The organism is Blautia aquisgranensis (assembly GCF_040096615.1).
Lineage (GTDB): Bacteria > Bacillota > Clostridia > Lachnospirales > Lachnospiraceae > Blautia_A > Blautia_A aquisgranensis.
In genome coordinates this window covers 334,593-357,446 of record NZ_JBBMEJ010000001.1, presented here as the reverse complement: position 1 = coordinate 357,446, position 22,854 = coordinate 334,593, and the positions used below count along the sequence as shown (strand labels likewise).

At 45.1% G+C, this 22,854-nt stretch carries 25 protein-coding genes and 1 other RNA gene; 23 read left to right on the top strand and 3 right to left on the bottom strand.

Features of this window, described 5'->3' with window-relative positions; all coding sequences use genetic code 11:
- Window positions 1-59: 59 nt before the first annotated feature.
- Both sigG and WMO28_RS01750 read right to left on the bottom strand, forming a co-directional pair.
- The gene (sigG, locus tag WMO28_RS01755) at window positions 60-839 is read right to left on the bottom strand and encodes an RNA polymerase sporulation sigma factor SigG (RefSeq protein WP_178645086.1); all 780 of its coding nucleotides are present in this window, start codon (window positions 837-839) and stop codon (window positions 60-62) included.
- A gap of 113 nt (window positions 840-952) precedes the next feature.
- On the bottom strand, window positions 953-1,207 hold the full coding sequence (locus tag WMO28_RS01750; protein ID WP_178645087.1) for a YlmC/YmxH family sporulation protein: 255 nt from the start codon (window positions 1,205-1,207) through the stop codon (window positions 953-955).
- Between the two features lie 124 nt (window positions 1,208-1,331).
- On the opposite strand from WMO28_RS01750, the gene nrdR reads away from it, so the two are divergent.
- Window positions 1,332-1,781, top strand: a complete 450-nt coding sequence (nrdR, locus tag WMO28_RS01745; RefSeq protein ID WP_021976805.1) for a transcriptional regulator NrdR — start codon at window positions 1,332-1,334, stop codon at window positions 1,779-1,781.
- A 215-nt stretch (window positions 1,782-1,996) separates the two neighbouring features.
- Here nrdR and gdhA read toward each other — a convergent pair whose 3' ends face one another.
- On the bottom strand, window positions 1,997-3,331 hold the full coding sequence (gdhA, locus tag WMO28_RS01740) for an NADP-specific glutamate dehydrogenase (protein WP_118063057.1): 1,335 nt from the start codon (window positions 3,329-3,331) through the stop codon (window positions 1,997-1,999).
- 221 nt (window positions 3,332-3,552) lie between these two features.
- On the opposite strand from gdhA, the gene WMO28_RS01735 reads away from it, so the two are divergent.
- The 22 genes from WMO28_RS01735 to WMO28_RS01630 all read left to right on the top strand — a co-directional run bounded on the left by WMO28_RS01735 (window position 3,553) and on the right by WMO28_RS01630 (window position 22,853).
- A complete protein-coding gene (locus WMO28_RS01735) occupies window positions 3,553-4,770 on the top strand; it encodes an aminotransferase class I/II-fold pyridoxal phosphate-dependent enzyme (RefSeq protein WP_173738424.1) in 1,218 nt (405 codons plus the stop codon).
- 218 nt (window positions 4,771-4,988) lie between these two features.
- On the top strand, window positions 4,989-6,350 hold the full coding sequence (locus tag WMO28_RS01730; protein ID WP_349055862.1) for a citrate/2-methylcitrate synthase: 1,362 nt from the start codon (window positions 4,989-4,991) through the stop codon (window positions 6,348-6,350).
- Window positions 6,351-6,365: 15 nt separating this feature from the next.
- Window positions 6,366-7,232: a patatin-like phospholipase family protein gene (locus WMO28_RS01725; protein WP_178643381.1), complete on the top strand. Its 867-nt coding sequence runs from the start codon at window positions 6,366-6,368 to the stop codon at window positions 7,230-7,232.
- Window positions 7,233-7,242: 10 nt separating this feature from the next.
- Window positions 7,243-7,749 (top strand): YqeG family HAD IIIA-type phosphatase, encoded by a 507-nt coding sequence (locus WMO28_RS01720; protein ID WP_178643383.1) that lies wholly within the window; start codon window positions 7,243-7,245, stop codon window positions 7,747-7,749.
- Window positions 7,746-8,255, top strand: coding sequence for a shikimate kinase (locus WMO28_RS01715; protein ID WP_178643386.1), 510 nt, complete (start codon window positions 7,746-7,748; stop codon window positions 8,253-8,255). Before WMO28_RS01720 ends, WMO28_RS01715 begins: the two co-directional genes overlap by 4 nt.
- An 86-nt stretch (window positions 8,256-8,341) precedes the next feature.
- Window positions 8,342-8,899 (top strand): elongation factor P, encoded by a 558-nt coding sequence (gene efp, locus WMO28_RS01710; protein WP_015524430.1) that lies wholly within the window; start codon window positions 8,342-8,344, stop codon window positions 8,897-8,899.
- 165 nt (window positions 8,900-9,064) lie between these two features.
- A complete protein-coding gene (locus WMO28_RS01705; protein WP_349055861.1) occupies window positions 9,065-11,077 on the top strand; it encodes a glycoside hydrolase family 95 protein in 2,013 nt (670 codons plus the stop codon).
- Window positions 11,078-11,386 carry a glycoside hydrolase family 95-like protein gene (locus tag WMO28_RS01700; RefSeq protein WP_349055860.1) on the top strand — a complete coding sequence of 103 codons (309 nt, stop codon included), beginning with the start codon at window positions 11,078-11,080 and terminating at the stop codon, window positions 11,384-11,386.
- Between the two features lie 116 nt (window positions 11,387-11,502).
- Window positions 11,503-11,849, top strand: a transfer-messenger RNA (tmRNA) gene (gene ssrA, locus WMO28_RS01695).
- Window positions 11,850-11,945: 96 nt separating this feature from the next.
- Window positions 11,946-13,112: an FtsW/RodA/SpoVE family cell cycle protein gene (locus tag WMO28_RS01690; RefSeq protein WP_178645094.1), complete on the top strand. Its 1,167-nt coding sequence runs from the start codon at window positions 11,946-11,948 to the stop codon at window positions 13,110-13,112.
- Between the two features lie 144 nt (window positions 13,113-13,256).
- Complete coding sequence (gene acpP, locus WMO28_RS01685) at window positions 13,257-13,490, top strand: acyl carrier protein (protein WP_178645093.1); 234 nt, start codon at window positions 13,257-13,259, stop codon at window positions 13,488-13,490.
- Between the two features lie 149 nt (window positions 13,491-13,639).
- Complete coding sequence (gene gltX / locus WMO28_RS01680) at window positions 13,640-15,091, top strand: glutamate--tRNA ligase (protein WP_178645092.1); 1,452 nt, start codon at window positions 13,640-13,642, stop codon at window positions 15,089-15,091.
- Window positions 15,063-16,925 (top strand): ATP-dependent helicase, encoded by a 1,863-nt coding sequence (locus WMO28_RS01675; protein ID WP_353963831.1) that lies wholly within the window; start codon window positions 15,063-15,065, stop codon window positions 16,923-16,925. The genes gltX and WMO28_RS01675 overlap by 29 nt, the downstream gene beginning before the upstream one ends.
- On the top strand, window positions 16,922-17,470 hold the full coding sequence (locus WMO28_RS01670; protein ID WP_178642868.1) for a 4'-phosphopantetheinyl transferase superfamily protein: 549 nt from the start codon (window positions 16,922-16,924) through the stop codon (window positions 17,468-17,470). Before WMO28_RS01675 ends, WMO28_RS01670 begins: the two co-directional genes overlap by 4 nt.
- 20 nt (window positions 17,471-17,490) lie before the next feature.
- Window positions 17,491-18,645, top strand: a complete 1,155-nt coding sequence (locus tag WMO28_RS01665; RefSeq protein ID WP_349055858.1) for a YncE family protein — start codon at window positions 17,491-17,493, stop codon at window positions 18,643-18,645.
- An 81-nt stretch (window positions 18,646-18,726) separates the two neighbouring features.
- On the top strand, window positions 18,727-19,659 hold the full coding sequence (spoIIIAA, locus tag WMO28_RS01660; RefSeq protein WP_178642872.1) for a stage III sporulation protein AA: 933 nt from the start codon (window positions 18,727-18,729) through the stop codon (window positions 19,657-19,659).
- A complete protein-coding gene (locus tag WMO28_RS01655) occupies window positions 19,644-20,162 on the top strand; it encodes a stage III sporulation protein AB (RefSeq protein ID WP_349055856.1) in 519 nt (172 codons plus the stop codon). Before spoIIIAA ends, WMO28_RS01655 begins: the two co-directional genes overlap by 16 nt.
- 15 nt (window positions 20,163-20,177) lie before the next feature.
- Window positions 20,178-20,372: a stage III sporulation protein AC gene (gene spoIIIAC, locus WMO28_RS01650; RefSeq protein WP_178643550.1), complete on the top strand. Its 195-nt coding sequence runs from the start codon at window positions 20,178-20,180 to the stop codon at window positions 20,370-20,372.
- Window positions 20,373-20,386: 14 nt separating this feature from the next.
- Entirely contained in the window at window positions 20,387-20,773 is a 387-nt protein-coding gene (locus tag WMO28_RS01645) for a SpoIIIAC/SpoIIIAD family protein (RefSeq protein WP_178643548.1), read from the top strand.
- On the top strand, window positions 20,770-21,984 hold the full coding sequence (locus tag WMO28_RS01640; RefSeq protein ID WP_349055855.1) for a stage III sporulation protein AE: 1,215 nt from the start codon (window positions 20,770-20,772) through the stop codon (window positions 21,982-21,984). The genes WMO28_RS01645 and WMO28_RS01640 overlap by 4 nt, the downstream gene beginning before the upstream one ends.
- A 1-nt stretch (window position 21,985) precedes the next feature.
- On the top strand, window positions 21,986-22,573 hold the full coding sequence (locus WMO28_RS01635) for a stage III sporulation protein AF (RefSeq protein ID WP_349055854.1): 588 nt from the start codon (window positions 21,986-21,988) through the stop codon (window positions 22,571-22,573).
- A complete protein-coding gene (locus WMO28_RS01630; protein WP_349055853.1) occupies window positions 22,488-22,853 on the top strand; it encodes a SpoIIIAG-related protein in 366 nt (121 codons plus the stop codon). The genes WMO28_RS01635 and WMO28_RS01630 overlap by 86 nt, the downstream gene beginning before the upstream one ends.
- Window position 22,854: the final 1 nt, after the last annotated feature.

Here is a 22,854-nt window from a genome sequence, read left to right as displayed (position 1 = left end):
TTTTTCCGGCAAACGAAAGCTGTAAAAACCAAAGCTGTAAGAAAAACGGGAAACAGGAGTTAATTACGCAGGTAATTCCGCATGCTTCGAAGAGCATTTTTTTCCAGGCGGCTGACCTGGGCCTGGGAAATACCGATCTCATCGGCAACCTCCATCTGGGTTTTTCCTTCGTAGAAGCGGAGTTCAATGATATGGCGTTCCCGCTGTCCAAGACGGTTCATGGCATCTCTCAGGGAAATACCTTCGACCCAGTTTTCTTCTTTGTTTTTTCGGTCACTGATCTGATCCATTACATAAAGAGTATCCCCGCCTTCGGAATATACAGGCTCAAAAAGGCTGACAGGACTCTGGATCGCATCCATTGCATAGACGATCATCTCTTTGTCAATGCCGATTTCATCTGCGATCTCGGCGATGGTTGGTTCCTTTAAGTGCTGTCGCATATAATTTTCCCTAGTGTAAATGGTTTTGTAGGCGATATCCCGCAGAGAACGGCTGACTCGTATGCTGTTGTTATCCCGGAGATAGCGACGGATCTCGCCGATAATCATGGGAACAGCATAGGTTGAAAATTTTACCTGAAGGGTAGTGTCGAAATTGTCGATTGCTTTGATCAGGCCGATACAGCCGATCTGAAAAAGGTCATCTGGGTTTTCGTTGCTGTTCTGGAAACGCCGGATCACGCTTAAAACAAGCCGCAGATTACCTTTGATGTACAATTCTCTGGCTTTCTCATCGCCAGCTTTGATTTTTTTGAAGAGTTCCTCTTTTTCCTCCTGATTCAGAACAGGAAGAGTTGAGGTATTTACTCCGCATATTTCCACTTTATTCAGTGCCATCTTAGAATCCTCCTTGTCTTGTCGGTACATTAAGATGATTCTCAGAGGGCGGATGAAATATACTTTTCCGGTGAAAATAATAAAAATAATAGACCTTGACAAATGGTGGATTTTTATTCTCCGGGGAGATGTTTTTCGCTCCGGAAATCTACAAGAATGATATCTTCTCCGATCTGACGGATACAGTCCCAGGGAATGATACATTCGCCTCCTTTGGAAAAACACCAGCAGAATTTTCCGGGCTCAGGCATGACCAGAGCTTTCAGACGGGATGTTTCGCAGCAGAATTCCACATCTATGGGACAGCCAAGGCTTCTGCAGGTGTGGATATTGATCACTTCTTTCTGTTTCAGTTCGCAGATACGCATAAATTCATCACCTGATATGATTTTATGGAAAATCTGTAAAATTTATGCAAGTCCAATTATTGACACATTATATGCAAATATTTTATAATAAAAATAAATATTGATCCGGAAAGGGGAGAGTTTTGTGAGATGTCCGTTCTGTAACCAGGATAATACAAGAGTTGTGGATTCCAGACCTGTGGAGGATACCAATTCTATCCGCCGCCGCCGTCTCTGCGATGCCTGCGGGAAGAGATTTACAACCTATGAGAAAGTGGAGACGATTCCGCTGACTGTGATCAAGAAGGATCAGAATCGTGAGAGCTATAAGAGATCCAAGATTCAGGATGGTGTTCTGCGTGCGTGCTATAAACGCCCCATTCCCATTGAGCGAGTAGAGGAGATGATCGATTCCATAGAGGGAGATATCTTCCGCTCAGAGGATCGTGAGATCAGCAGTACCAAGATCGGAGAGATCGTCATGGAACATCTGAAAGATCTGGATGCAGTAGCTTATGTGCGCTTTGCATCGGTTTACAGGGAATTTAAAGATGTCAGCACTTTTATGGATGAACTGAAGAAACTGATAAACTGATGTTGCTCTCAGACATTTATATTTGCAGAGAAGCTGCAAGATGATCGTGAATAATATATAGAAGAAAGAGAACTGGCTGTCCTTTGCGACGGCTGGTTTTTTTGTTATGGAAAATTGTTCTGCAATGTTTCAAAGAAATAAAAAACCGGATCGCAGGGAAAAACCTCTGCGGTCCGGTTATATGATCTCACGTTAAAGAGTCAGGAAACTTGAAATTAAACAATGCCCTGAGCTTTCATAGCATCGACAACTTTTTCGAAGCCGGCGATGTTAGCACCTACAACATAGTTGTCTTCCATGCCGTAACGTTTAGCAGCGTCATCAGCTTTGTGGAAGATGTCGATCATGATGTTGTGAAGTTTCTCATCAACTTCTTCTCTTGTCCAGGAAAGTCTCATGGAGTTCTGGCTCATCTCAAGTGCGGATGTAGCAACACCGCCAGCGTTTGCGGCTTTGCCAGGCATGAAGAGAACGCCGTTCTCCTGAAGGTATGTTGTTGCATCAAGAGTAGTAGGCATGTTAGCACCCTCAACTACATACTTGCAGCCGTTTGCAACAAGTGTTTTAGCTCCGTCAAGGCCAAGCTCGTTCTGCGTAGCGCATGGAAGATAGATATCACACTTGATGTTCCAGATGCCAAGTCCCTCTGTGTAAGTAGCACCCTCAACACGGTCAGCGTACTCTTTGATACGTCCACGTTTAACTTCTTTAATGTCTTTTACTACGTCAAGGTTGATTCCGTTCGGATCATAGATATATCCGTTTGAGTCGTTCATTGCAACAACTTTGGCACCAAGCTGTGTAGCTTTTTCAACAGCGTAGATAGCTACGTTACCGGAACCTGTTACAACGATTGTTTTTCCTTCTACGGAATCATTGTGAGCCTTAGCAATCTCGTTGAGCATGTATACAACACCGTAACCGGTAGCCTCTGTACGGATCAGAGAACCGCCGAAGGAGAGACCTTTACCTGTGAGTACACCCTCATAGAGTCCGCGGATTCTCTTGTACTGTCCGAAGAGATATCCGATCTCACGTCCGCCAACACCGATATCACCAGCCGGTACATCTGTGTCTGCACCGATATATTTGCAAAGCTCTGTCATAAAGCTCTGGCAGAATGCCATAACCTCTCTGTCAGATTTACCTTTAGGATCGAAGTTGGAACCACCTTTTCCGCCGCCGATCGGAAGGCCTGTAAGAGAGTTTTTAAAGGTCTGCTCAAAACCAAGGAATTTCAGGATACCCTGATTTACAGAAGGATGGAATCTTAAGCCGCCCTTGTATGGTCCGATCGCACTGTTGAACTGAACACGATATCCCTTGTTAACCTGTACAGTTCCGTTATCATCGATCCACGGTACTTTGAAGGAGATAATCCTCTCTGGCTCTACAAGACGCTCAAGGATGGAAAGTTTACGATACTCTTCCTCATTTTTGTCAATTACGACTTTAAGGGAATCGAGAACTTCCTTAACTGCCTGATGGAATTCTGGCTCGCCAGGATTCTGTGCTACAACTCTTTCATAAACTTCTTCTGTGTAAGACATTGTTGTTTCCTCCTCATCACATATTAAATTGCGTTGAAAACTAAATTCGAGTGCTATTATACATTAACATGCTAAAAAAGGGAAGTGCTAAAATAAAATTTTTTAAATTTTTATTTCTTGCGTTGAGGGAGCAAATGTGAGAAGATATAGAAATAAATATTTTTTGACTATGAACACAAAAAGTTAAAATAATAGTGAAAATAGGTAAAGGAGTGGTTTTTATGAGAACATTCGGGAAATCATCAAAGCTTGACAACGTACTGTATGACGTGCGAGGACCGGTTGTAGATGAGGCGGCCAGAATGGAAGAGGACGGAATGGAGATCCTGAAGCTTAATATAGGTAATCCGTATCCTTTTGGATTTTCTGCACCGCAGGAAGTCATTCTTGATATGCTGAGCAATGTACGTACGTCCCAGGGATATTCTGATTCCAAGGGTATTTTTTCCGCAAGGAAGGCGATCATGCAGTATGCACAGCTTCGCGGGATCCCGGGAGTTACCATTAATGATATTTATACAGGAAATGGTGTCAGTGAGCTGATCAACCTTTGTATGCAGGCACTGCTTGATAACGGGGATGAGATCCTGATCCCGGCGCCCGATTATCCGTTGTGGACAGCTACTGCAACACTGGCAGGCGGAAATGTAGTTCATTATATCTGTGATGAACAGTCTGACTGGTATCCGGATATTGAGGATATCAAGAGCAAGATCACACCAAGGACCAAGGCGATCGTTATCATTAACCCGAATAATCCTACAGGTGCAGTATATCCGAAGGAGATCCTGGAGCAGATCGCAGATATTGCAAGAGAACATGAACTGATCATCTTTTCTGATGAGATCTATGACCGTCTTGTTATGGATGGATATAAACATACATCTATTGCATCTCTTGCACCGGATGTATTCTGTGTTACTTTTTCCGGACTGTCCAAGTCCCATATGATTGCGGGATTCCGTATCGGCTGGATGATCTTAAGTGGTGCAAAGAATAAGGCAAAAGGTTATATTGAGGGAATCAACATGCTTTCTTCCATGCGTCTGTGTTCCAATGTTCCGGCACAGTCTATCGTACAGACTGCACTGGGTGGATATCAGAGCGTCAATGAATATATCCAGCCGGGCGGACGTGTGTATGAGCAGAGAGATTTTATTTATAAGGCTCTTAATGATATTCCGGGAATTTCAGCAGTGAAGCCACGTGCGGCATTCTATATCTTCCCGAAGATCGATACAGAAAAATTCAATATCTTCAATGATGAACAGTTTGCACTGGATTTCCTGCATGATAAACAGGTTCTTATCGTTCCGGGAAAAGGATTCAACTGGCATCAGCCGGATCATTTCCGTATTGTATATCTGCCGGATATCCGCCAGCTGGATAAAGCCATGAAAAAGATGAAAGAGTTCTTTGCTACATATAAGCAGAGGTGATCATCAATAGAATTTTCATCATAGACCAATAGCGAAAAAAATGTTATAATCATTTATGAAATATCCCGGCCGGTTATGCCGGGATATGTGGAATAAGACCAGAAATGCTGCCATTCATGTCCATGGAGTGAACAGCAGCATAAGAATTGCTTGAGAGGGGAATGAGGAGGGACCGCTATCGAACAGCAATAAACAGAAAGCGAAAGGGGAATTTATTAATGAGCAGATTTAACATGAAAGTGACACCTGAGATTGAGAAACTGACCCAGATCTGTCTGGAGAATGATAAACTGGATTTATCCCTTTATGGTAAATATGATGTCAAACGAGGCCTGCGTGACCTTAATGGAAAGGGCGTTCTTGCGGGACTGACCCAGATCTCCAATGTACAGGCTACGAAGATCGTAGACGGAAAGGAAGTTCCCTGTGCGGGCAAGCTTTCCTACAGAGGATATGATATCAAGGATCTGACCAGGGGATTTATCAATGACAGACGGTTCGGTTTCGAAGAAGTGACTTATCTGCTTCTTTTCGGCAAGCTGCCAAACCAGGAAGAACTGAATGAGTTTTCCGGTATTCTGGCCGATCAGAGGACATTGCCGAGAAATTTTGTGAGAGATGTCATTATGAAAGCACCGTCCAGGGATATTATGAATGCTTTGTCCAGAAGTGTCCTTACACTTTATTCTTATGATAAGGATCCGGACAATATCCAGCTTGATAATGTGCTTCGTCAGTGCATTAATCTTATCAGTGTTTTCCCACTGTTATCTGTTTATGCTTATCAGGCCTACAACCATTATGAGAAGGGCAAAAGCCTTTATATCCATCAGCCTAAGAGAGAGCTTTCCACAGCAGAGAATATCCTGCGCCTTTTAAGACCGGATAAGAAGTATACGGCTCTGGAAGCGGAGATCCTTGATATTGCCCTGATCCTTCATATGGAGCATGGCGGTGGTAACAACTCTACCTTTACCACTCACGTAGTTTCTTCCTCCGGAACAGATACGTATTCAGCGATCGCAGCAGCACTTGGTTCCCTGAAAGGACCGAAGCATGGTGGTGCCAATATCAAGGTAGTGAAGATGTTCAATGATATGCGAAAACATGTGCATGACTACAGTGATGAGGATGAGGTGCGTACATACCTCAGGAAGCTTTTGCACAAGGAAGCTTTTGACAAAAGGGGCCTTATCTATGGTATGGGACATGCGATCTATTCTGTTTCCGACCCACGTGCGGAAGTATTTAAAGGCTATGTAGAGCAGCTTGCCAGAGAGAAGGGCAGGATGAAGGATTATCAGCTGTATGAAGCAGTGGAGCGTCTTGCACCACAGGTTATCGCAGAAGAGCGCAAGATCTACAAGGGTGTCAGTGCCAATGTGGACTTTTACAGCGGCTTTGTTTACAGCATGCTGGATCTGCCGCTGGAGCTGTATACGCCGATGTTTGCGATTGCACGTATTGTCGGCTGGAGCGCCCACCGTATGGAGGAGCTGATCAATGTAGACAAGATCATCCGTCCGGCTTACAAGAATGTACTTCCGGAGGCAGAATACATTCCTCTTGCAGATCGGTAAGAAAGGTAAAAGACAATGACAGAAAACAACGAGACAGCACTGGTACTGGAAGGCGGCGGAAACCGTGGTGTTTTTACTGCAGGAGTACTGGATTATCTTATGGAACAGAAGGTGAAGCTTCCATATGTAGTGGGAGTGTCTGCTGGTGCCTGTAATGCTATGGACTATGTTTCCGGTCAGATCGGGCGGACCAGACGCTGCATGATCGTCGAGAATAAGGAATACCGTTATATCAGCCTTAAGAACGTGGTGGATAACCGAAGCCTGTTTGATATGGATATGATCTTTGACAGGTATCCAAATGAGATCTTTCCGTTTGATTTTGAAGAGTATTTTCGTTCAGATATTGAATGTGAGATGGTCGTAACGAACTGTCTTACCGGAGAGGCGGAATATCTTTCTGAGAATCAGGACAGAAAGCGGCTTATGGATATCTGCAGAGCATCCAGCAGTATTCCGGGAATGAGTCCGATGGTGATGATAGACGGCAATCCATGCCTGGATGGCGGGTCAGCGGATTCCATACCATTGATCCATGCCATGAAAAAAGGACACCGTAAAAACGTGGTAATCCTCACCAGAAACCAGGGTTACCGCAAAAAGAAACCAGGAAAGAGCAAAGCGGTCTATGTGGCTGCTTTCAAGAAATATCCGAATCTTCTCAACACGTTGCTCAATCGCTACCAGGTTTATAATAAAACACTGGATCTGATCGAAAAATGGGAAAAGGAAGGTCATATCTTTGTGATCCGTCCGGAGATTGAGACGGTGTCCCGTACGGAACAGAATGTGGAAGCCCTGAAAGGCTTTTATAATCATGGCTATGAAGTAATGAAAGATCATCTGGGTGAGCTTTATGATTACCTGGAGAAAGAAAACTGAGGTGGAATAGATGTTCAGAAGTTTTTTTCCGGATGAATATCTGGATTCTGCATATGTGATCGATTATGAGAAGCTTTACAGAGAAGGATACCGGGGGCTTCTTTTTGATATCGACAATACCATAGTACCCCATGGAGCACCAGCGGATGAGCGGGCGAAGGCATTATTTAAGAGACTCCGTGAGATAGGCTTTCATTATTGCTTTGTATCCAATAATCAGAAGCCACGCGTGGAGTCGTTTGCCCGTGCTGTGGAGGGAGAATTTATAGAAAATGCCCATAAACCGGCTGTGAAGAACTACAGAAAGGCCTGTCAGGTGATCGGAACAGATCTGGACAGAACGATTTTTGTAGGAGATCAGCTGTTTACGGATATTTATGGAGCGAAACGGGCCGGGATCCGGACGATCCTTGTGAAACCGATTCATCCAAAAGAAGAGATCCAGATCGTGCTGAAGCGCTATCTGGAAAAAATAGTATTACATTTTTACCGAAAAGAGGAGGGGAAGAATTCATGAACCATATTGTAATTATCGGCTTTATGGGTTCAGGAAAGACACGAGTAGGAAAGCGGCTGGCGAAGGACCTAGGGCTTCCGTTTATTGACGTGGACAGACTGATCGTGAAAAAAATGAACATGTCGGTAAAGGAGGTATTTGAACGTTTCGGAGAACCATTTTACCGTGCACTTGAGACAATGGCAGTGAAAGAGCTGTCTACAGACAGTGAGCGTAAGGTGATCTCCGTAAGTGCGGGACTGCCTCTTCAGGAGCAGAACCAGAAGTATCTCCAGAATATGGGAACCATCATCTATCTGAAAGGATCAGCGGCAACACTGATCAAACGACTGGAAGGAAGCAACAATCCAACACTGGAAGGTGCTGAAAACAAAGAGGACAAGATCAAGAAGCTGCTCAAGCAGAGAGATCCTGTTTATGAGAAGTTTGCAGACATCAAGGTGGTTACAGGAGTGAAGCCTTTTGATGAGCTTATTGCTGAAATTGAAGAAAAATTAGAGTCATAAGCAAAAAAACAGTTGAAAAATGACAAAAGGTATTATAGAATAATTCATAGCGAAAAGAAGCGCATATATTTAAGGAGGAAATATTTATGATTTCAGCAGGTGATTTCAAAAATGGTATCACACTTGAAATTGATGGAAACGTATGTCAGATCGTTGAATTCCAGCATGTAAAACCAGGAAAAGGCGCAGCCTTTGTAAGAACAAAATACAAAAACATCATCACAGGATCTGTAGTGGAGAAATCTTTCCGTCCTACAGAGAAGTTCCCGGCAGCACGTATTGAGCGTGTAGATATGCAGTATCTGTATCAGGATGGTGGTTTATACTACTTCATGAACACAGAGACATATGACCAGGTTGGCCTTACAGAGGAGCAGGTTGGCGATTCTCTGAAATTCGTTAAGGATAACGAGATGGTTAAGGTTTGCTCTCATAACGGCGAGGTATTCGCTATCGAGCCACCTCTTTTTGTTGAGCTTGAGGTTATTGAGACAGAGCCAGGATTCGCTGGAAATACAGCACAGGGTGCTACCAAACCGGCAACTGTTGAGACAGGTGCACAGGTTCAGGTTCCGCTGTTCGTAAACCAGGGAGACAAGCTGAAGATCGATACAAGAACCGGAGAGTATCTCTCCAGGGTATAATTGAATATCCACTAGAGATAAAACTAGGAAGAATGGGATCCACCATACAGGTGGGTCCTTTTTTATGCCAAAATCTCAAAAAAATCCATATCAGAGACATCTTTTTTCCATATGGAATGTACAGGATCTGTGCTATCATAAAATAAAAAATGTTGGGGAGAAAAAATGGAGAGTTTATGGTATGAAAAACCGGCAGAAAACTGGATCGAAGCATTGCCTCTTGGAAATGGAAGATTAGGAGCAATGATATCCGGAGCACCTTTTTGCGGACATATTCAGATGAATGAAGAGAGCATGGTTTATGGAGGTCCACTTGACCGTATCAATTCAGATGCGAAAAAATATTTTCCAAAGATCCGGGAACTGGTGTTGGAGGGGAAAATCCAGGAAGCGCAGCAATTGGAGCTTTTGGCGTTGTCCGGAACTCCGCAGAGTGAACGACCGTATCAGACCATGTGTGATGTGAATTACCGAATTGACCATGAAGAGGGAGAGATACAGTCTTACCGAAGACAGCTGGATCTGGAAAAAGGTGTGGCAGAGACCAGCTTTTTGCATAATGGAGCGAAATATCGGATGCGCGCTCTGATATCTGAGAAGGAGGATCTGCTGGTTGCGGAATTTCAGACAGACCGGGAAGATGGCCTTTGTATGTCTGTTCATATCACACGAGGACGATTCTATAACTGCGCGGAAAAAGCAGGGGAGGACAGTATCTACATTGACGGCGATCTTGGAAAAGGTGGAAGTGAATTCTGTATTCAGGCGCGTGCTGTTGTTGAGAATGGAAAGGTTGAGACGATCGGAGAGCATCTGGTGATACGAAATGCTTCCAGGGTGATCTTTTACATAAACGGTGTGACTACATTTCCGTATCGGAAAAAGAAAATCTCAGATCCGGCACAATATCTGAAAAAACAGCTGTCTGCTTATAGTGCTAAGGATTTTGACAAGATACTGGTGGATCATGAAAAATCGCACAGTGAGATTTTTGACCGATCTGTTCTGAAGCTTTCCTGCGATCCGAAGCTGGAGCAGCTGACTACAGATCAGCGTCTGCAGAGAATTCACCAAGGAAAAAAAGATCCGGGGTTTGCTGCTTTGTATTACGAATATGGAAGATATCTGCTTATGGCAAGCAGCCGCCCGGGCGGGCTTCCGGCGAATCTGCAGGGAATTTGGTGCGAAAAGCTGGAACCGATCTGGGATTCCAAATATACCATCAATATCAATACGGAGATGAATTACTGGCCTGCAGAGATCTGTAATCTTTCCATGTGTCATGAACCCCTTTTTGATCTGCTGGAGCGTATGGTAGAAAATGGGAAAAAGACGGCACAGAAGATGTATGGATGCAGGGGATTTGTGGCACACCATAACACGGATATCTGGGCAGATACAGCTCCTCAGGATCTGGCGATTGCAGCGTCCTACTGGGTGATGGGCGGCGCATGGATCGCCACACACATCTGGAAACATTATCGCTACACAATGGATACAGAGTTTCTTAAATGTATGATGCCTGTGCTGGAAGAGTGTGTGCTGTTTTTTAAGGATTTTATGATCGAGGATCAGGGAGAATTGATCGTGTGTCCTTCTGTTTCACCGGAAAATACGTATTATCAGGCGGATGGAACCGTGGGAAGTGCATGTGCAGGATGCACGATGGATACGGGAATTTTAAGAGATATTTTTTATGCCTATTTGGAAGGTAACCGCATTCTTGGAAAAAAAGGAGATCTGGAAGAGTGGGTACGGGAGATTTCCCGGAAGCTTCCTTCTTACAGGATCGGAAAATATGGACAGCTTCTGGAATGGAGGGAAGATTATGAGGAATGGGAACCTGGACACCGGCACTTTTCACACCTGTATCCATTGTTTCCGTCAAATCAGATCAATGAGTATGAAACACCGGAGCTTGTAAAAGCGTGTGAAAGATCGCTGGAGAGACGTATGGAAGCCGGTGGAGGACATACAGGCTGGAGCTGTGCATGGCTGCTCAATCTTTATGCAAGACTGCAGGAAGGAGATAAAGCTGAAAAATATATCTATTATCTTCTTGACAAGCTGACAGCACCGAATCTTTTTGATCTGCATCCGCCGCTGGAGAGGATATCCGGAATTCCGTGGGTATTCCAGATTGACGGAAATTTTGGCGGCACATGTGGAATAGCATAGATGCTATTACAAAGCCATCTGGATGAGATATTTCTGCTGCCTGCGCTACCTGTAAACTGGAGTGAGGGAAGTGTTACAGGGCTTTGTGCAGAGGGAGGATTTGAACTGGATTTGGAATGGAAGAACGGAAAGCTTGTGAAAGGGCGTATTCTTTCAAAGCATGGCGGGAAAGCAGTTCTGCGCTGTTCGCAGGGGCTGAAATTTTTCCGGGATGATGAACTGATAACGGCACGAAAAGATGAAAAAGGACGATATATTCTGGAAACAGAAAAGGGCTGTACCTATCAGATTTTTTGCAAAATTCCTTGACACAAAAAATCATTCTGGTATAATTAAATCCAGTCAAAAAATAACTGACTTGTTAAAGTTCGTCTGTCCACCAGAAGCGACCAATGAAAATTCGGTTGCAGGAAGTCTTATTTTCAGGGCTTGTACTGGTTTCGACGGGGGCTTTGAAGTTAGGGAAGCCATCCGCAGACTCCTGGACTGCGTACCAACCGGGAACCTAAATATAAACGCAGACGAAAAGTTAGCGTTAGCAGCCTAAGCTGCTCGTCAGCCCCGTTGCACTCACACGTCGGGAACCTGGCGTCGACCATGTGAGAAACCTTGCCGGGTAAGCTTTGCCCCGGTAGATGTATCATGAAGCTACTGAAGTGGTAAGCCTGTCGGTGGGCGTGCTGCCGAGGGAATGTTAAAACAGCGACTGTGATGGGAGATGCCTTAAGGGATAGGCTTTCGGACAGGGGTTCGATTCCCCTCAGGTCCATTTATGGAACGTCCCGGAAAGACAGCATTTATGCGGCTTTCCGGGAATTTTTTTTACTTTCACAACTTTTTCGCAGAAAGAGAAAGCGATGGTGATAAAATGAAAAAATCTCTGCTTAAGAAACAGAAGCAGAAATCAAGGTCCGATTATTACGATTATAATCTTGTTGCTGTCATTGTATTGCTGGTATGTTTTGGCCTAGTCATGCTTTACAGTACCAGTTCCTATATGGCAGAGATAAATTACGGCAACGATATGTTTTATTTCAAAAAACAGGCATTGATCAGTGCAGCCTGTCTGATTGGTGCACTGGTTCTTTCAAAAATAGTAGATTATCATATTCTTCTGCCGTTTACGACAGCTATGTATGTGGCGTCTCTGATTCTTATGGGGCTGGTACGTACCCCTTTGGGACATTCTTCCCATGGTGCGACCAGATGGCTCTACATCGGCCCAATTAACTTTCAGCCGGCAGAAGTAGCCAAGATCGCAGTGATCATCATGATGGCCTACATGATCGGAAAAATGGGCCGTAAGGTCAAAACCTTAAAGAGCTGCATGATCCTGGGACTTCCTGGGGCAGGCCTTGCACTGGCGGCTTATGTGCTTACCGATAACTTAAGTACAGCCATGATCATCCTTGGAATCACAGTAGGAATGATCTTTGTGGCACATCCGGATATGCGTCCGTTTATTATCATGGTAGTGGTAGGAGTAGCTTTGATTGTAGTAGCTGTGCTTTTTATTGCTGCAACAACGACAACAAAGGACAGCAGCAGTTTCCGTATCACGCGAATTTTGGTATGGCTCCAGCCGGAGAAGTATTCCGATGAGGGCGGATATCAGACTCTGCAGGCACTGTATGCCATCGGTTCCGGAGGGCTTTTCGGCAGAGGACTTGGAAACAGTATCCAGAAGCTTGGAAGCGTGCCGGAGGCACAGAATGATATGATCTTTTCTATCATCTGTGAGGAACTTGGAATCTTCGGAGGGATTTTTGTTCTGATCTTATTTGGATATCTTCTGTACAGACTGTTTTTTATTGCACAGAATGCACCGGATCTGTTTGGCTCACTGATCGTTACGGGAATCTTTATACATATTGCCCTGCAGGTGATTTTAAACATTGCTGTTGTACTGAATCTGATGCCCAACACAGGTGTTACTTTGCCCTTTATCAGTTACGGGGGAACATCTATTGTGTTCCTGATGCTGGAGATGGCAATTGCCCTCAGTGTGGCCCGTCAGATAAAATTTCAAGAGTAAAATAGTTTTAAAATCAAAATATTTTTGCTATATAGCCATTTTTTGGGAAAATCCTCTTGACAACTGTTTTTGCAGACTATATACTTTGCTCAAAAAGAGGAAACAGATTCGTTCTGTAATGATGATTAAAGGAGAAAATACGATATGTTAGAAAGAATGAAAGAACTGCTTGCAGAGCAGTTAAACTGTGAGGCATCTACAATTACACCGGAGACATCTTTTAAAGATGATCTTGGAGCTGACTCCCTCGATCTGTTTGAGCTGGTTATGGCTCTTGAGGATGAGTACAATGTTGAGATTCCGGCAGAGGAGCTTACAGATCTGAATACTGTCGGAGATGTGATCGAGTACCTTAAGAATAAAGGAATTGAAGCATAAGAGGAATGATACGGGATCCTCTGGGACGGTGATGTCTCAGGGGATCTTTTTTGCATTATGGCTATTAGGGATTTTCTATGGACATTTTGAAGGATTTAGGTATATAATAGCATCTATAATGAGAATCAACAAAAACGAGGAGAAAAGAAATGACAAAGATCAGAACAAGATTTGCACCGAGCCCTACAGGAAGAATGCATGTGGGTAACTTAAGAACAGCTCTTTACGCTTATTTGATCGCGAAACATGAAGGCGGAGATTTCATCCTCCGTATTGAAGATACAGACCAGGAACGTTACGTTGAGGGAGCTGTAGATATCATCTACCGTACTCTTGAGAAGACAGGACTTCTTCATGATGAGGGTCCGGACAAGGACGGAGGCGTCGGTCCTTATGTACAGAGTGAGCGTCAGGCGTCCGGTATGTATCTGAAATATGCGAAACAGCTGATCGAGCAGGGGGATGCATATTACTGTTTCTGTGGAAAGGAAGAGCTGGAGAGCATGAAGCGTACTGTTGCAGGCAAGGAGATTTCTATCTACGATAAGAGATGTCTGAATCTTTCCAAGGAAGAGGTTCAGCGCCGTCTGGATGCAGGAGAGCCGCATGTTATCCGTTTCAATATGCCAACAGAGGGAACTACTACATTCCATGATGTGATCTACGGAGATATCACAGTCAATAATGAGGAGATGGAGGATCTGATCCTGATTAAATCCGACGGATATCCGACTTATAATTTTGCAAATGTTATTGATGACCATCTTATGGGAATCACGCATGTAGTAAGAGGAAACGAGTATCTTTCCTCCGCACCGAAATACAACCGTATTTATGAGGCATTTGGATGGGATATTCCGGTTTATGTTCACTGTCCGCTGATCACAGACGAGACACATCAGAAGCTTTCCAAGAGATGTGGACATTCCTCCTATGAGGATCTGATCGATCAGGGATTTGTTTCCGAGGCAGTGATCAATTATGTTGCACTCCTTGGATGGAGCCCGGCAGATAACCGTGAGATCTTTACGCTTCCGGAGCTTGTGGAGGCATTTGATTATCATCATATCAATAAATCACCGGCAGTTTTTGATATTGCCAAACTGAAATGGATGAACGGTGAGTACATCAAGAAGATGGATCCGGAAGCTTTCTATGAGAGAGCACTTCCGTATCTGAAGGAAGCCCTCACAAAAGACTTCAATCTTAAAAAAATCGCAGGAATGGTTCAGACAAGAATCGAGGTATTTCCGGAGATTCCGGCTCTCGTAGATTTCTTTGAGGCAGTTCCGGAGTATGACAGTGCAATGTACTGCCACAAAAAAATGAAAACAACAGAGGAGACTTCTCTTGCAGTACTGAAGGAAGTACTTCCGGTGCTTGAGGCACAGGAGGATTACACCAATGATCCACTGTATGCTTCTTTAAGTGTGTTTGTGAAAGAGCATGGCTATAAGAACGGATATGTAATGTGGCCGCTTAGAACCGCTGTGTCCGGCAAGCAGATGACACCGGCCGGTGCTACAGAGATCATGGAGATTATCGGCAAGGAAGAGACACTGAAACGTGTTCATGCAGCAATCGAAAAGCTTGAAAAATAATTCAGACATGAAACGAAATCCATCTCAAAAAAGGGCGATCGCCCACCTGTCAGGGCCTATGATGGTTCTGGCAGGCCCCGGTTCGGGGAAAACCTCCGTCATTGTAGAGAGAACAGCACATATGATACAGGAGGGGAAGATACCGGCTTCCTCTGTTCTTGTTGTGACTTTTTCCAGAGCTGCAGCAGTAGAAATGAAAGAACGGTTTCTGAAATTTACCGGTGTTCAGAGAACCGGTGTAACTTTTGGAACCTTTCACGGAGTATTTTATGGAATCCTGAAACAGGCTTATGGTCTGGATGGAGGAAATATTCTCTCGGAAGAAGAGAAATATGCGATTCTCAGGGAACTGGTCGTAAGCTGTGCTGCGGAACAGCCCCAGGAAGGGGATTTTGTGGAGGATGTGGCAAAGGAGATCAGCGTTGTAAAAGGTGGAAGGATCGCCCTGGAGCATTATTATTCCTCCTGCTGCCCGGATGAAGTGTTCCGCCAGATCTTTCGGGGATATAGAAGAGTCCTCAACGAAAGAAGAAAGCTTGATTTTGATGATATGCTTTTAAGCTGCTATGAGCTGCTCCGGAAGAGAAAGGATATTCTGGCAGCCTGGCAGAAAAAATTTCGCTACATTCTGGTAGATGAGTTTCAGGACATCAATCAGCTTCAGTACGATATTGTAAAAATGCTGGCTGCGCCGGAGAATAATCTGTTTGTGGTGGGGGATGATGACCAGTCGATCTATCATTTCCGTGGAGCCCGTCCGGAGATCATGCTGAATTTTCCGGAAGATTTTAAGAATGCGGAAACTGTGCTTCTGAACATTAATTACCGTTGCAGTGGAAATATTTTAAACACCGCAATAAAGGTGATCGATAATAACGAAAACCGTTATGTGAAAAAACTCTCTACTCCCAATGAGATGGGAGAGCCGGTGAAGGTTCTGGAATTTCGAAATCCAAGAGATGAATATATGGCAGTAGCAGGAACTCTGAAAAATCGTATGGAAAACGGCGAAAGTATCGAGGACACAGCTTTTCTTTTCCGCACGAATCAGGAGGCAGAGGGACTGGTAGTTGCTCTGATGGAGTACGGAGTTCCTTTTACCATGAAGGAAAAACTGCCCAACCTGTTCCGACACTGGATCTGCAGAAATATGATTGCCTATCTCAAAATGGCGCAGGGAGACCGGAGCAGAAGCACTTTTCTGGAGATCATGAACCGGCCGAACCGTTACATATCCAGAGATGCCCTCGCTGAAAAGACGGTAGATTTTAAGAAGCTGGGTGAGTATTATAAGGACAAGGACTGGATGTGTGACCGGATCACGACTATGGAAACGCATCTCAGAATCCTCAGAACCATGGCTCCCTATGCGGCCATCAATTTCATTCGAAATGGAATGGGATACGAAGAATACTTGCAGGAATACGCGAGGTATCGTAAAATAAAGCCAGAGGAGCTCCGCGAAACACTTGACAGGATTCACGAAAGTGCCAGAGGGATGAAAACACTGGAGGAGTGGCTGGCTTACATGGATGAATATACCAGGAAGCTTGAAGAACAGGCGAAGAAGCAGGACATAAAAAGAGAAGGTGCTGTGATATCCACTCTTCATGCAGTAAAAGGCCTGGAGTATGACAGAGTCTACATCATGAATGTTAATGAAGGCAGTATGCCTTACCGGAAAGCTGTTCTGGAGGCGCATCTCGAGGAAGAACGGAGACTTTTCTACGTTGGGATGACACGGGCAAGAAAAAAACTCTGCCTGTGCTATGTGAGACAACAGTATGATAAAGAACGGGAACCATCCCGTTTTCTTGAGGAGGCCGGATTATGAATGGGATCATATATTACACGAAAATCAGAGACGAATACGACAACAAGAATATGGAGCATATGATCGGGGAAAAGCTTCTGGGGATTGGGCTAGAGAGAGAGTTCGGCAGGAAGCTTGCGTTTGAACCACGCTCCAAGGGGGAACATGGGAAACCGTTTTTTACCCTGCTTCCGAAGATACATTATAACATTACTCACTCAGGGAAATATGTAATGTGTCTGTTTGCAGGTGAAGAGGTGGGAATCGATATACAGATTCATAAAAAAGTGAACTATGAGCGTATTCTTGAAAGGCTTGTGCCGACAGATATGGTAAGAGAGATTCTGGAAGCAGACGATGTGGAGAAAGCTTTTTTTGCCCAGTGGGTTCTTCGGGAGGCATATATTAAATGGACCGGGGAGGGACTTTCCAGAGATCTTAGGACTATTCCTATGGATAGGGGAAATTATATGATGTTGGAGATGGAGCCGGGATACAGTGGCGCAGTGTGGTCCAGAGACAGTCTGGAACTGCGTTTTGAATATGAAGATATCATACTGAAATAACGAATAGAGAAACTTAAAAAATGAACAAAGAGATGAAACGCAGCTTCCGGCTTTTTATTTTGAAGATACTGGCAGTTGTTTTTGTGCTGGCTATGTGTTATTTTTTATATGCGTTTGTCTACAGAGCCAGGACAGAGCTGCCGACGAAGGCTGTGGTAACAAACAGAGCTTCTGCTGTGTATACACTGTGGGGACAGATACAGATGCTTTCCCAGAAGGAAGCTTTTTCTTATTATGCCTTTGACGGGCGCGAAAAGGAGAAAGAATACGGAACCTATGCGATCCCGGGACTGAAAAACACCAGAACGCTGCTTACGGCGAAGGGTGCAACACCGGCTATGTGTACGTCCATGACGCCGCAGGGACTGGCAGTTACCGAGGATTATGTGCTGGTCAGTGCATACTGCAGTACACAGAAGCATAACTCGGTCATTTACGTGATCGACAAGGAAACACATAATTTTTTAAAAGAAGTGATACTGCCTGGACAGCCTCATGTGGGAGGACTTGCCTACGATTCGAAACATAAGGTTCTGTGGTACTCTTCCAATATTAATGGGATCGCACAGGCAGTCAGTATAAAAATGGATACAATAGAAGCCTACGATTATGACGAGAGCCATATGCCGGTGGATACATTCCAGACGGTCAGCCTTTATGGAATCGTAAGGGATTCCTTTATGACTTTTTATGAAGGATGTCTGTATGTAGGCTGCTTTGAAAAATATAACGAAAGTGTAATTGCACGATACGGAGTTGACGCAGACGGAAATCTGATCAATACCATGGATGAAGAGCTGGGCATGAATTTTGAGATGGCAGTTCCCCTGGATTACTCGACCATATCAGAACAGGCTCAGGGAATGGCTTTTTATAATGACAAGCTTCTGATCTCCCATTCCTTTGGAATCCTGCCATCAAGGCTGGTGGTTTACGAGCAGTCAGATAAGCGTTTGTATGTAAATGAGAATTCTGCCAGGACTTACCGGTTTCCGGAACGGCTGGAACAGATCGTGGTAGAGGGTGATAATCTCTATGTGATGTTTGAATCCTGTGCCTATGCATACCGTGCGTCTTCTGTAAATATTGTGGACAGGGTACTGAAGCTGAGTCTCCCCAAGATGGAAACCTATGATGAGGGAGAAAGTGAGAGCCTGTTTTTCCTGACAGAATAACAGAGAAACAGGAAATGCTGTGATACAGAGGGTACTAAATCAGGGACATCCGCAATATATTTAAGTGTAAGAGGTGAAAAAATGGACGCAAACCAGATTCAGAACCTGTTTGCCAGCAATGTCCGCCAGCTTCTGATAGATGCGGATCTTGATTATGATAAACTGTATGAGATACGTCTCCGGGTAGGAAGACCTCTGTTCCTTACCTATGACGGAGGCGAGTGCTTCTTAAGACAGAAAGACACGGAGCCTTACCTGGTGACACGGGAGGATCTGAAAGAGACTCTGGAGTATGTCAGCGGTTATTCTCTGTATGCCTATGAAGATGAGATACGCCAGGGCTTTCTGAGCGTACAGGGAGGACATCGTGTGGGAGTTACCGGAAAGGTGATCCTGGACGGAAACCGGATCCGGGGGATGAAATACATTTCCTGCATCAATGTGCGTCTGGCCCATGAGATCAAGGGCTGCGCGGAGGCTGTGATGCCTTATATACAGACGAGAGAACAGATCATGCATACCCTGATCGTTTCGCCACCAAGATGCGGAAAAACAACGCTTCTTCGAGACATTATCCGGCAGATGAGTAATGGCTGGGGGAATATTTCCGGTGTCACAGTGGGAGTTGTGGACGAGCGCAGTGAGCTTGCCGGCTGCTACCAGGGGATACCGCAGAATGATCTGGGAATGCGGACAGATATTCTGGACGGTTGCCCGAAAGCTGAGGGAATGCAGATGCTGATCCGTTCCATGTCTCCGGTCGTGGTGGCTGTGGACGAGCTTGGAAAAGAAGAGGATTTTAAGGCTGTGGAGTCGGTAATCCACTGTGGCTGCCGTCTGATCGCAACGGCTCACGGTGATTCCGTGGAAGAGACTTTGAGCCAGCCTTTTTTCCGGAAGCTCTGGGAAGCAAAAGTATTTCAGAGATATATTTTTCTGGGCAGACATGACCGCGCCGGAATCGTAGAAGGAATCTATGACGGAAATGGGAAATGTCTATGTACAGAATTGTAGGCTTTATTCTTGTAGTAACTGCAGGAGCCGGTATGGGATTTTCCCAGAGCATGAGGCTTTCGGAGAGAATACATACACTTGAGATGCTGCTTCAGATAGTGATCTGCCTGAAAGGAGAGATCACGGGAGGAAATGCATCGCTTCCGGATGCTTTTTACGGAGTGGCCGGAAGAATGAATGGAAAATACAGAGAATTTCTTGTAAATGCCGCGGACAGGATGAAAGCGGGAAATGGAGAAAAACTCTCACAGATATGCAGGGAATGTGCGGAAGCATCCCTGAAAAAAAGCTGCCTTACCCAACGGGAAAAGGACGCTTTTTTTTCTGTCGGGGAATATCTGGGATATCTGAATCTGGAGATGCAGGGGAGACAGCTGTCGTTATATGAAAAAGCTATGGAAGAAGAGATTGCACAGCTGAAAGAAGAAGCCCGGGGAAAAAAGAAGCTGTACCGGAGCTTAGGTGTCCTTGGAGGGCTGTTGATGGCGGTGCTCCTTGTGTGAAAAGGGAGGGATTTTTTGGAGGTCAGTATTATATTTAAGATCGGAGCAGTAGGAATTCTGGTCTCTGTTCTCTCTCAGATTTTGAAACACAGCGGGAGAGAGGAGCAGGCTTTTCTGGTAAGTCTTTCCGGTCTTCTGGTCGTGTTGTTCTGGATCGTACCGTACATTTATGAGCTTTTCGAAAATATTCAGCGGCTTTTTGTTCTGTAGGGAGGAGGATGACTTTGGATATCTTGCGGATCTCAGTTCTTGGAGTGAGTGGTGTGCTGCTGGCGATATTTCTGAAAGACCGCGCACCGGAGTATGTCAGTCTGATTTCTCTGGGGATCGGTCTTGTGATTCTGGGACTTGCTGTGGGAAAGATCGGATATCTTTTTGATTCCCTGGAACAGCTCAGGGAAAGCCTGCCGGTTGACGGAAGCTACGTTACAACTCTGCTGAAAATGATTGGGATCACATATATCGGACAATTTGCATCTGGAATATGTAAGGATGCGGGGTATGGCTCCACAGGGACGCAGATTGAGCTGTTCTGCAGGTTGTCTGTGATGGTGCTAAGTATGCCGGTGCTGCTGGCGCTTCTGGATACGATACAGGGGTTCCTCACATGAAAATAAATGGAATTGGCCGATGGCTGTTGACTGTTCTGGCAGTGCTGTTTCTGTGGGAAGCCTTTTGGAATCCTGTTTTCTGTAATTCTGTCTGTGTGAAGGCGGCTTCGGAAAAAGTGCCGGAAACCTCATCAGAAGAGACTTCGCAGGAAGAGATGACAAGTGCTGAAAAACAGCTCACCGGTCAGCTGGAGCTTACAGACCTTCAGGATATGGTAGATGCCATGCTTGGTGAGAACAGCTTTTCTGTTACAGATACCTTTCACAGACTTCTGTCAGGGGAGGATGTGATCTCAGAGGAGAGTGTGCAGGAATTTCTGCACAGTCTCCTTTTTTCTGGTTTTGAGCGGGAAAAAGGACTGATCGCAAAACTGCTGCTGCTGTTATTATTTGCAGCTGCCTTTTCCGGATTCGCAGGCGCATTTGACAATGGGCAGATCGGGGAAATCAGCTTTTATGTGGTGTATCTTCTGGTGTTTACCCTTCTTATGAACAGCTTTTCAGGTCTCAGCCAGTCTCTGTCCGGTGTTCTGGGGTGGCTGACGGAGTTTATGAAGGAGCTTTCACCGGTATATTTCATGGCGGTAGCGGCAGCGTCCGGGGCATCAAGCGCGGCTGTTTTTTATCAGGGAGTGATTCTTCTTGTGTGGCTGTTTCAATGGCTCCTGGAAAATATACTGCTGCCGGGAGTCAGCCTTTATATTCTTTTAAAGTTTGTCAATCATCTTTCCAGGGAGGAAATGCTGGGAAAAATGGCGGAGCTTATTGAGACGCTGATCTCCTGGGGCTTAAAGTCACTGCTTGGTCTGGTGGCCGGACTTCAGGTAGTAAGGGGGCTGGTGGCACCGGTGATGGATTCTCTGAAAAGAAGTGCATTAGGAAAAACAGCCGGTGCCCTTCCGGGAGTTGGAAACGCGGTGAACGCAGTGACAGAGCTGGTTCTTACGACGGCAGTTCTTGTACGGAACAGTCTGGGAGTTGTATTGCTTCTGGTGGTCGTGGCAGCAGGTGCGGGACCTGTGATCCGTTATGGGTTATTATCGCTGATCTACCGCTTTCTGGCAGCTGTGGCACAGCCAGTTTCAGACAAAAGACTTGTGGAAGCGTTCAGTACTATGGGGGAGGGCTGTGCACTTCTGATGCGGATACTTTTTACGGCGGAAGTGCTGTGCATGCTGACGTTTCTGATTCTCATGGCTGGAGGACGATAAAATGCGGATGGAGCTTTATCAGTGGATGAAAAATCTGGCTTTTTTTCATGTGCTTGGAACAGCGATTCTGCATATCCTGCCGGATAAAAGGTACGAGCAGTATATCCGTCTGTTCCTGGGACTGCTGCTGGTATTGCTTATTATTTCTCCTGTGTTTGCTTTTTTCGGGAAAAGCAGCGAGCTTCTGGATGGATTCCAGAAATATTACGGGGAAGAAGAACAGGAGCGGATGAAAAATGAAGCAGAAGGGATTCAGGAGGCTTTTTTGAAAGAAGCTTACAAAAATGAACTGGTGAAACAGGTACGGGATGTTCTTAATGATGCCGGGATCACAGATGCAGAAGTCAGCAGTGAAGAAACGGCTCCAGAAAAAACAAAAACAGTGCTCATAAAAATAAAGCTCCAAAGAGATTTAACAAAGGAGCAGAAGGAGGCGGTGAAGGATGGACTCAAAAGAAGCTGCGGACTGGAAGAAGACCAGTATCAGATCGAAGATCCTGTCAATGGGCTGGAAGGAGTGGGGAATCGTCCTGCTGCTGGGAATCCTTCTTCTGGTGGCGGGACTTCCGGTATCAAAAAAGAACAGTAACTCCACGGTGGTGCAGAGTTCTGAGAAAACCAGGCTGGAATGCCGTCTTGAGGAGCTTCTTTCCAGGGTGGAAGGAGTTGGAAATGTGGAAGTGATCATTATGACCGGAACGGAAGGAAACGAGAGCGGTTTTTCCATGAGCAGCCAGATGGAGGTGACAGGAGTACTGGTGGCAGCCCAGGGAGCAGGAAGTGCTGTGACTGTCCAGAATATTCAGCAGGCAATTATGGCATTATTTCAGATTGACGCTAATAAAATTAGAGTGATGAAAATGAAATGAG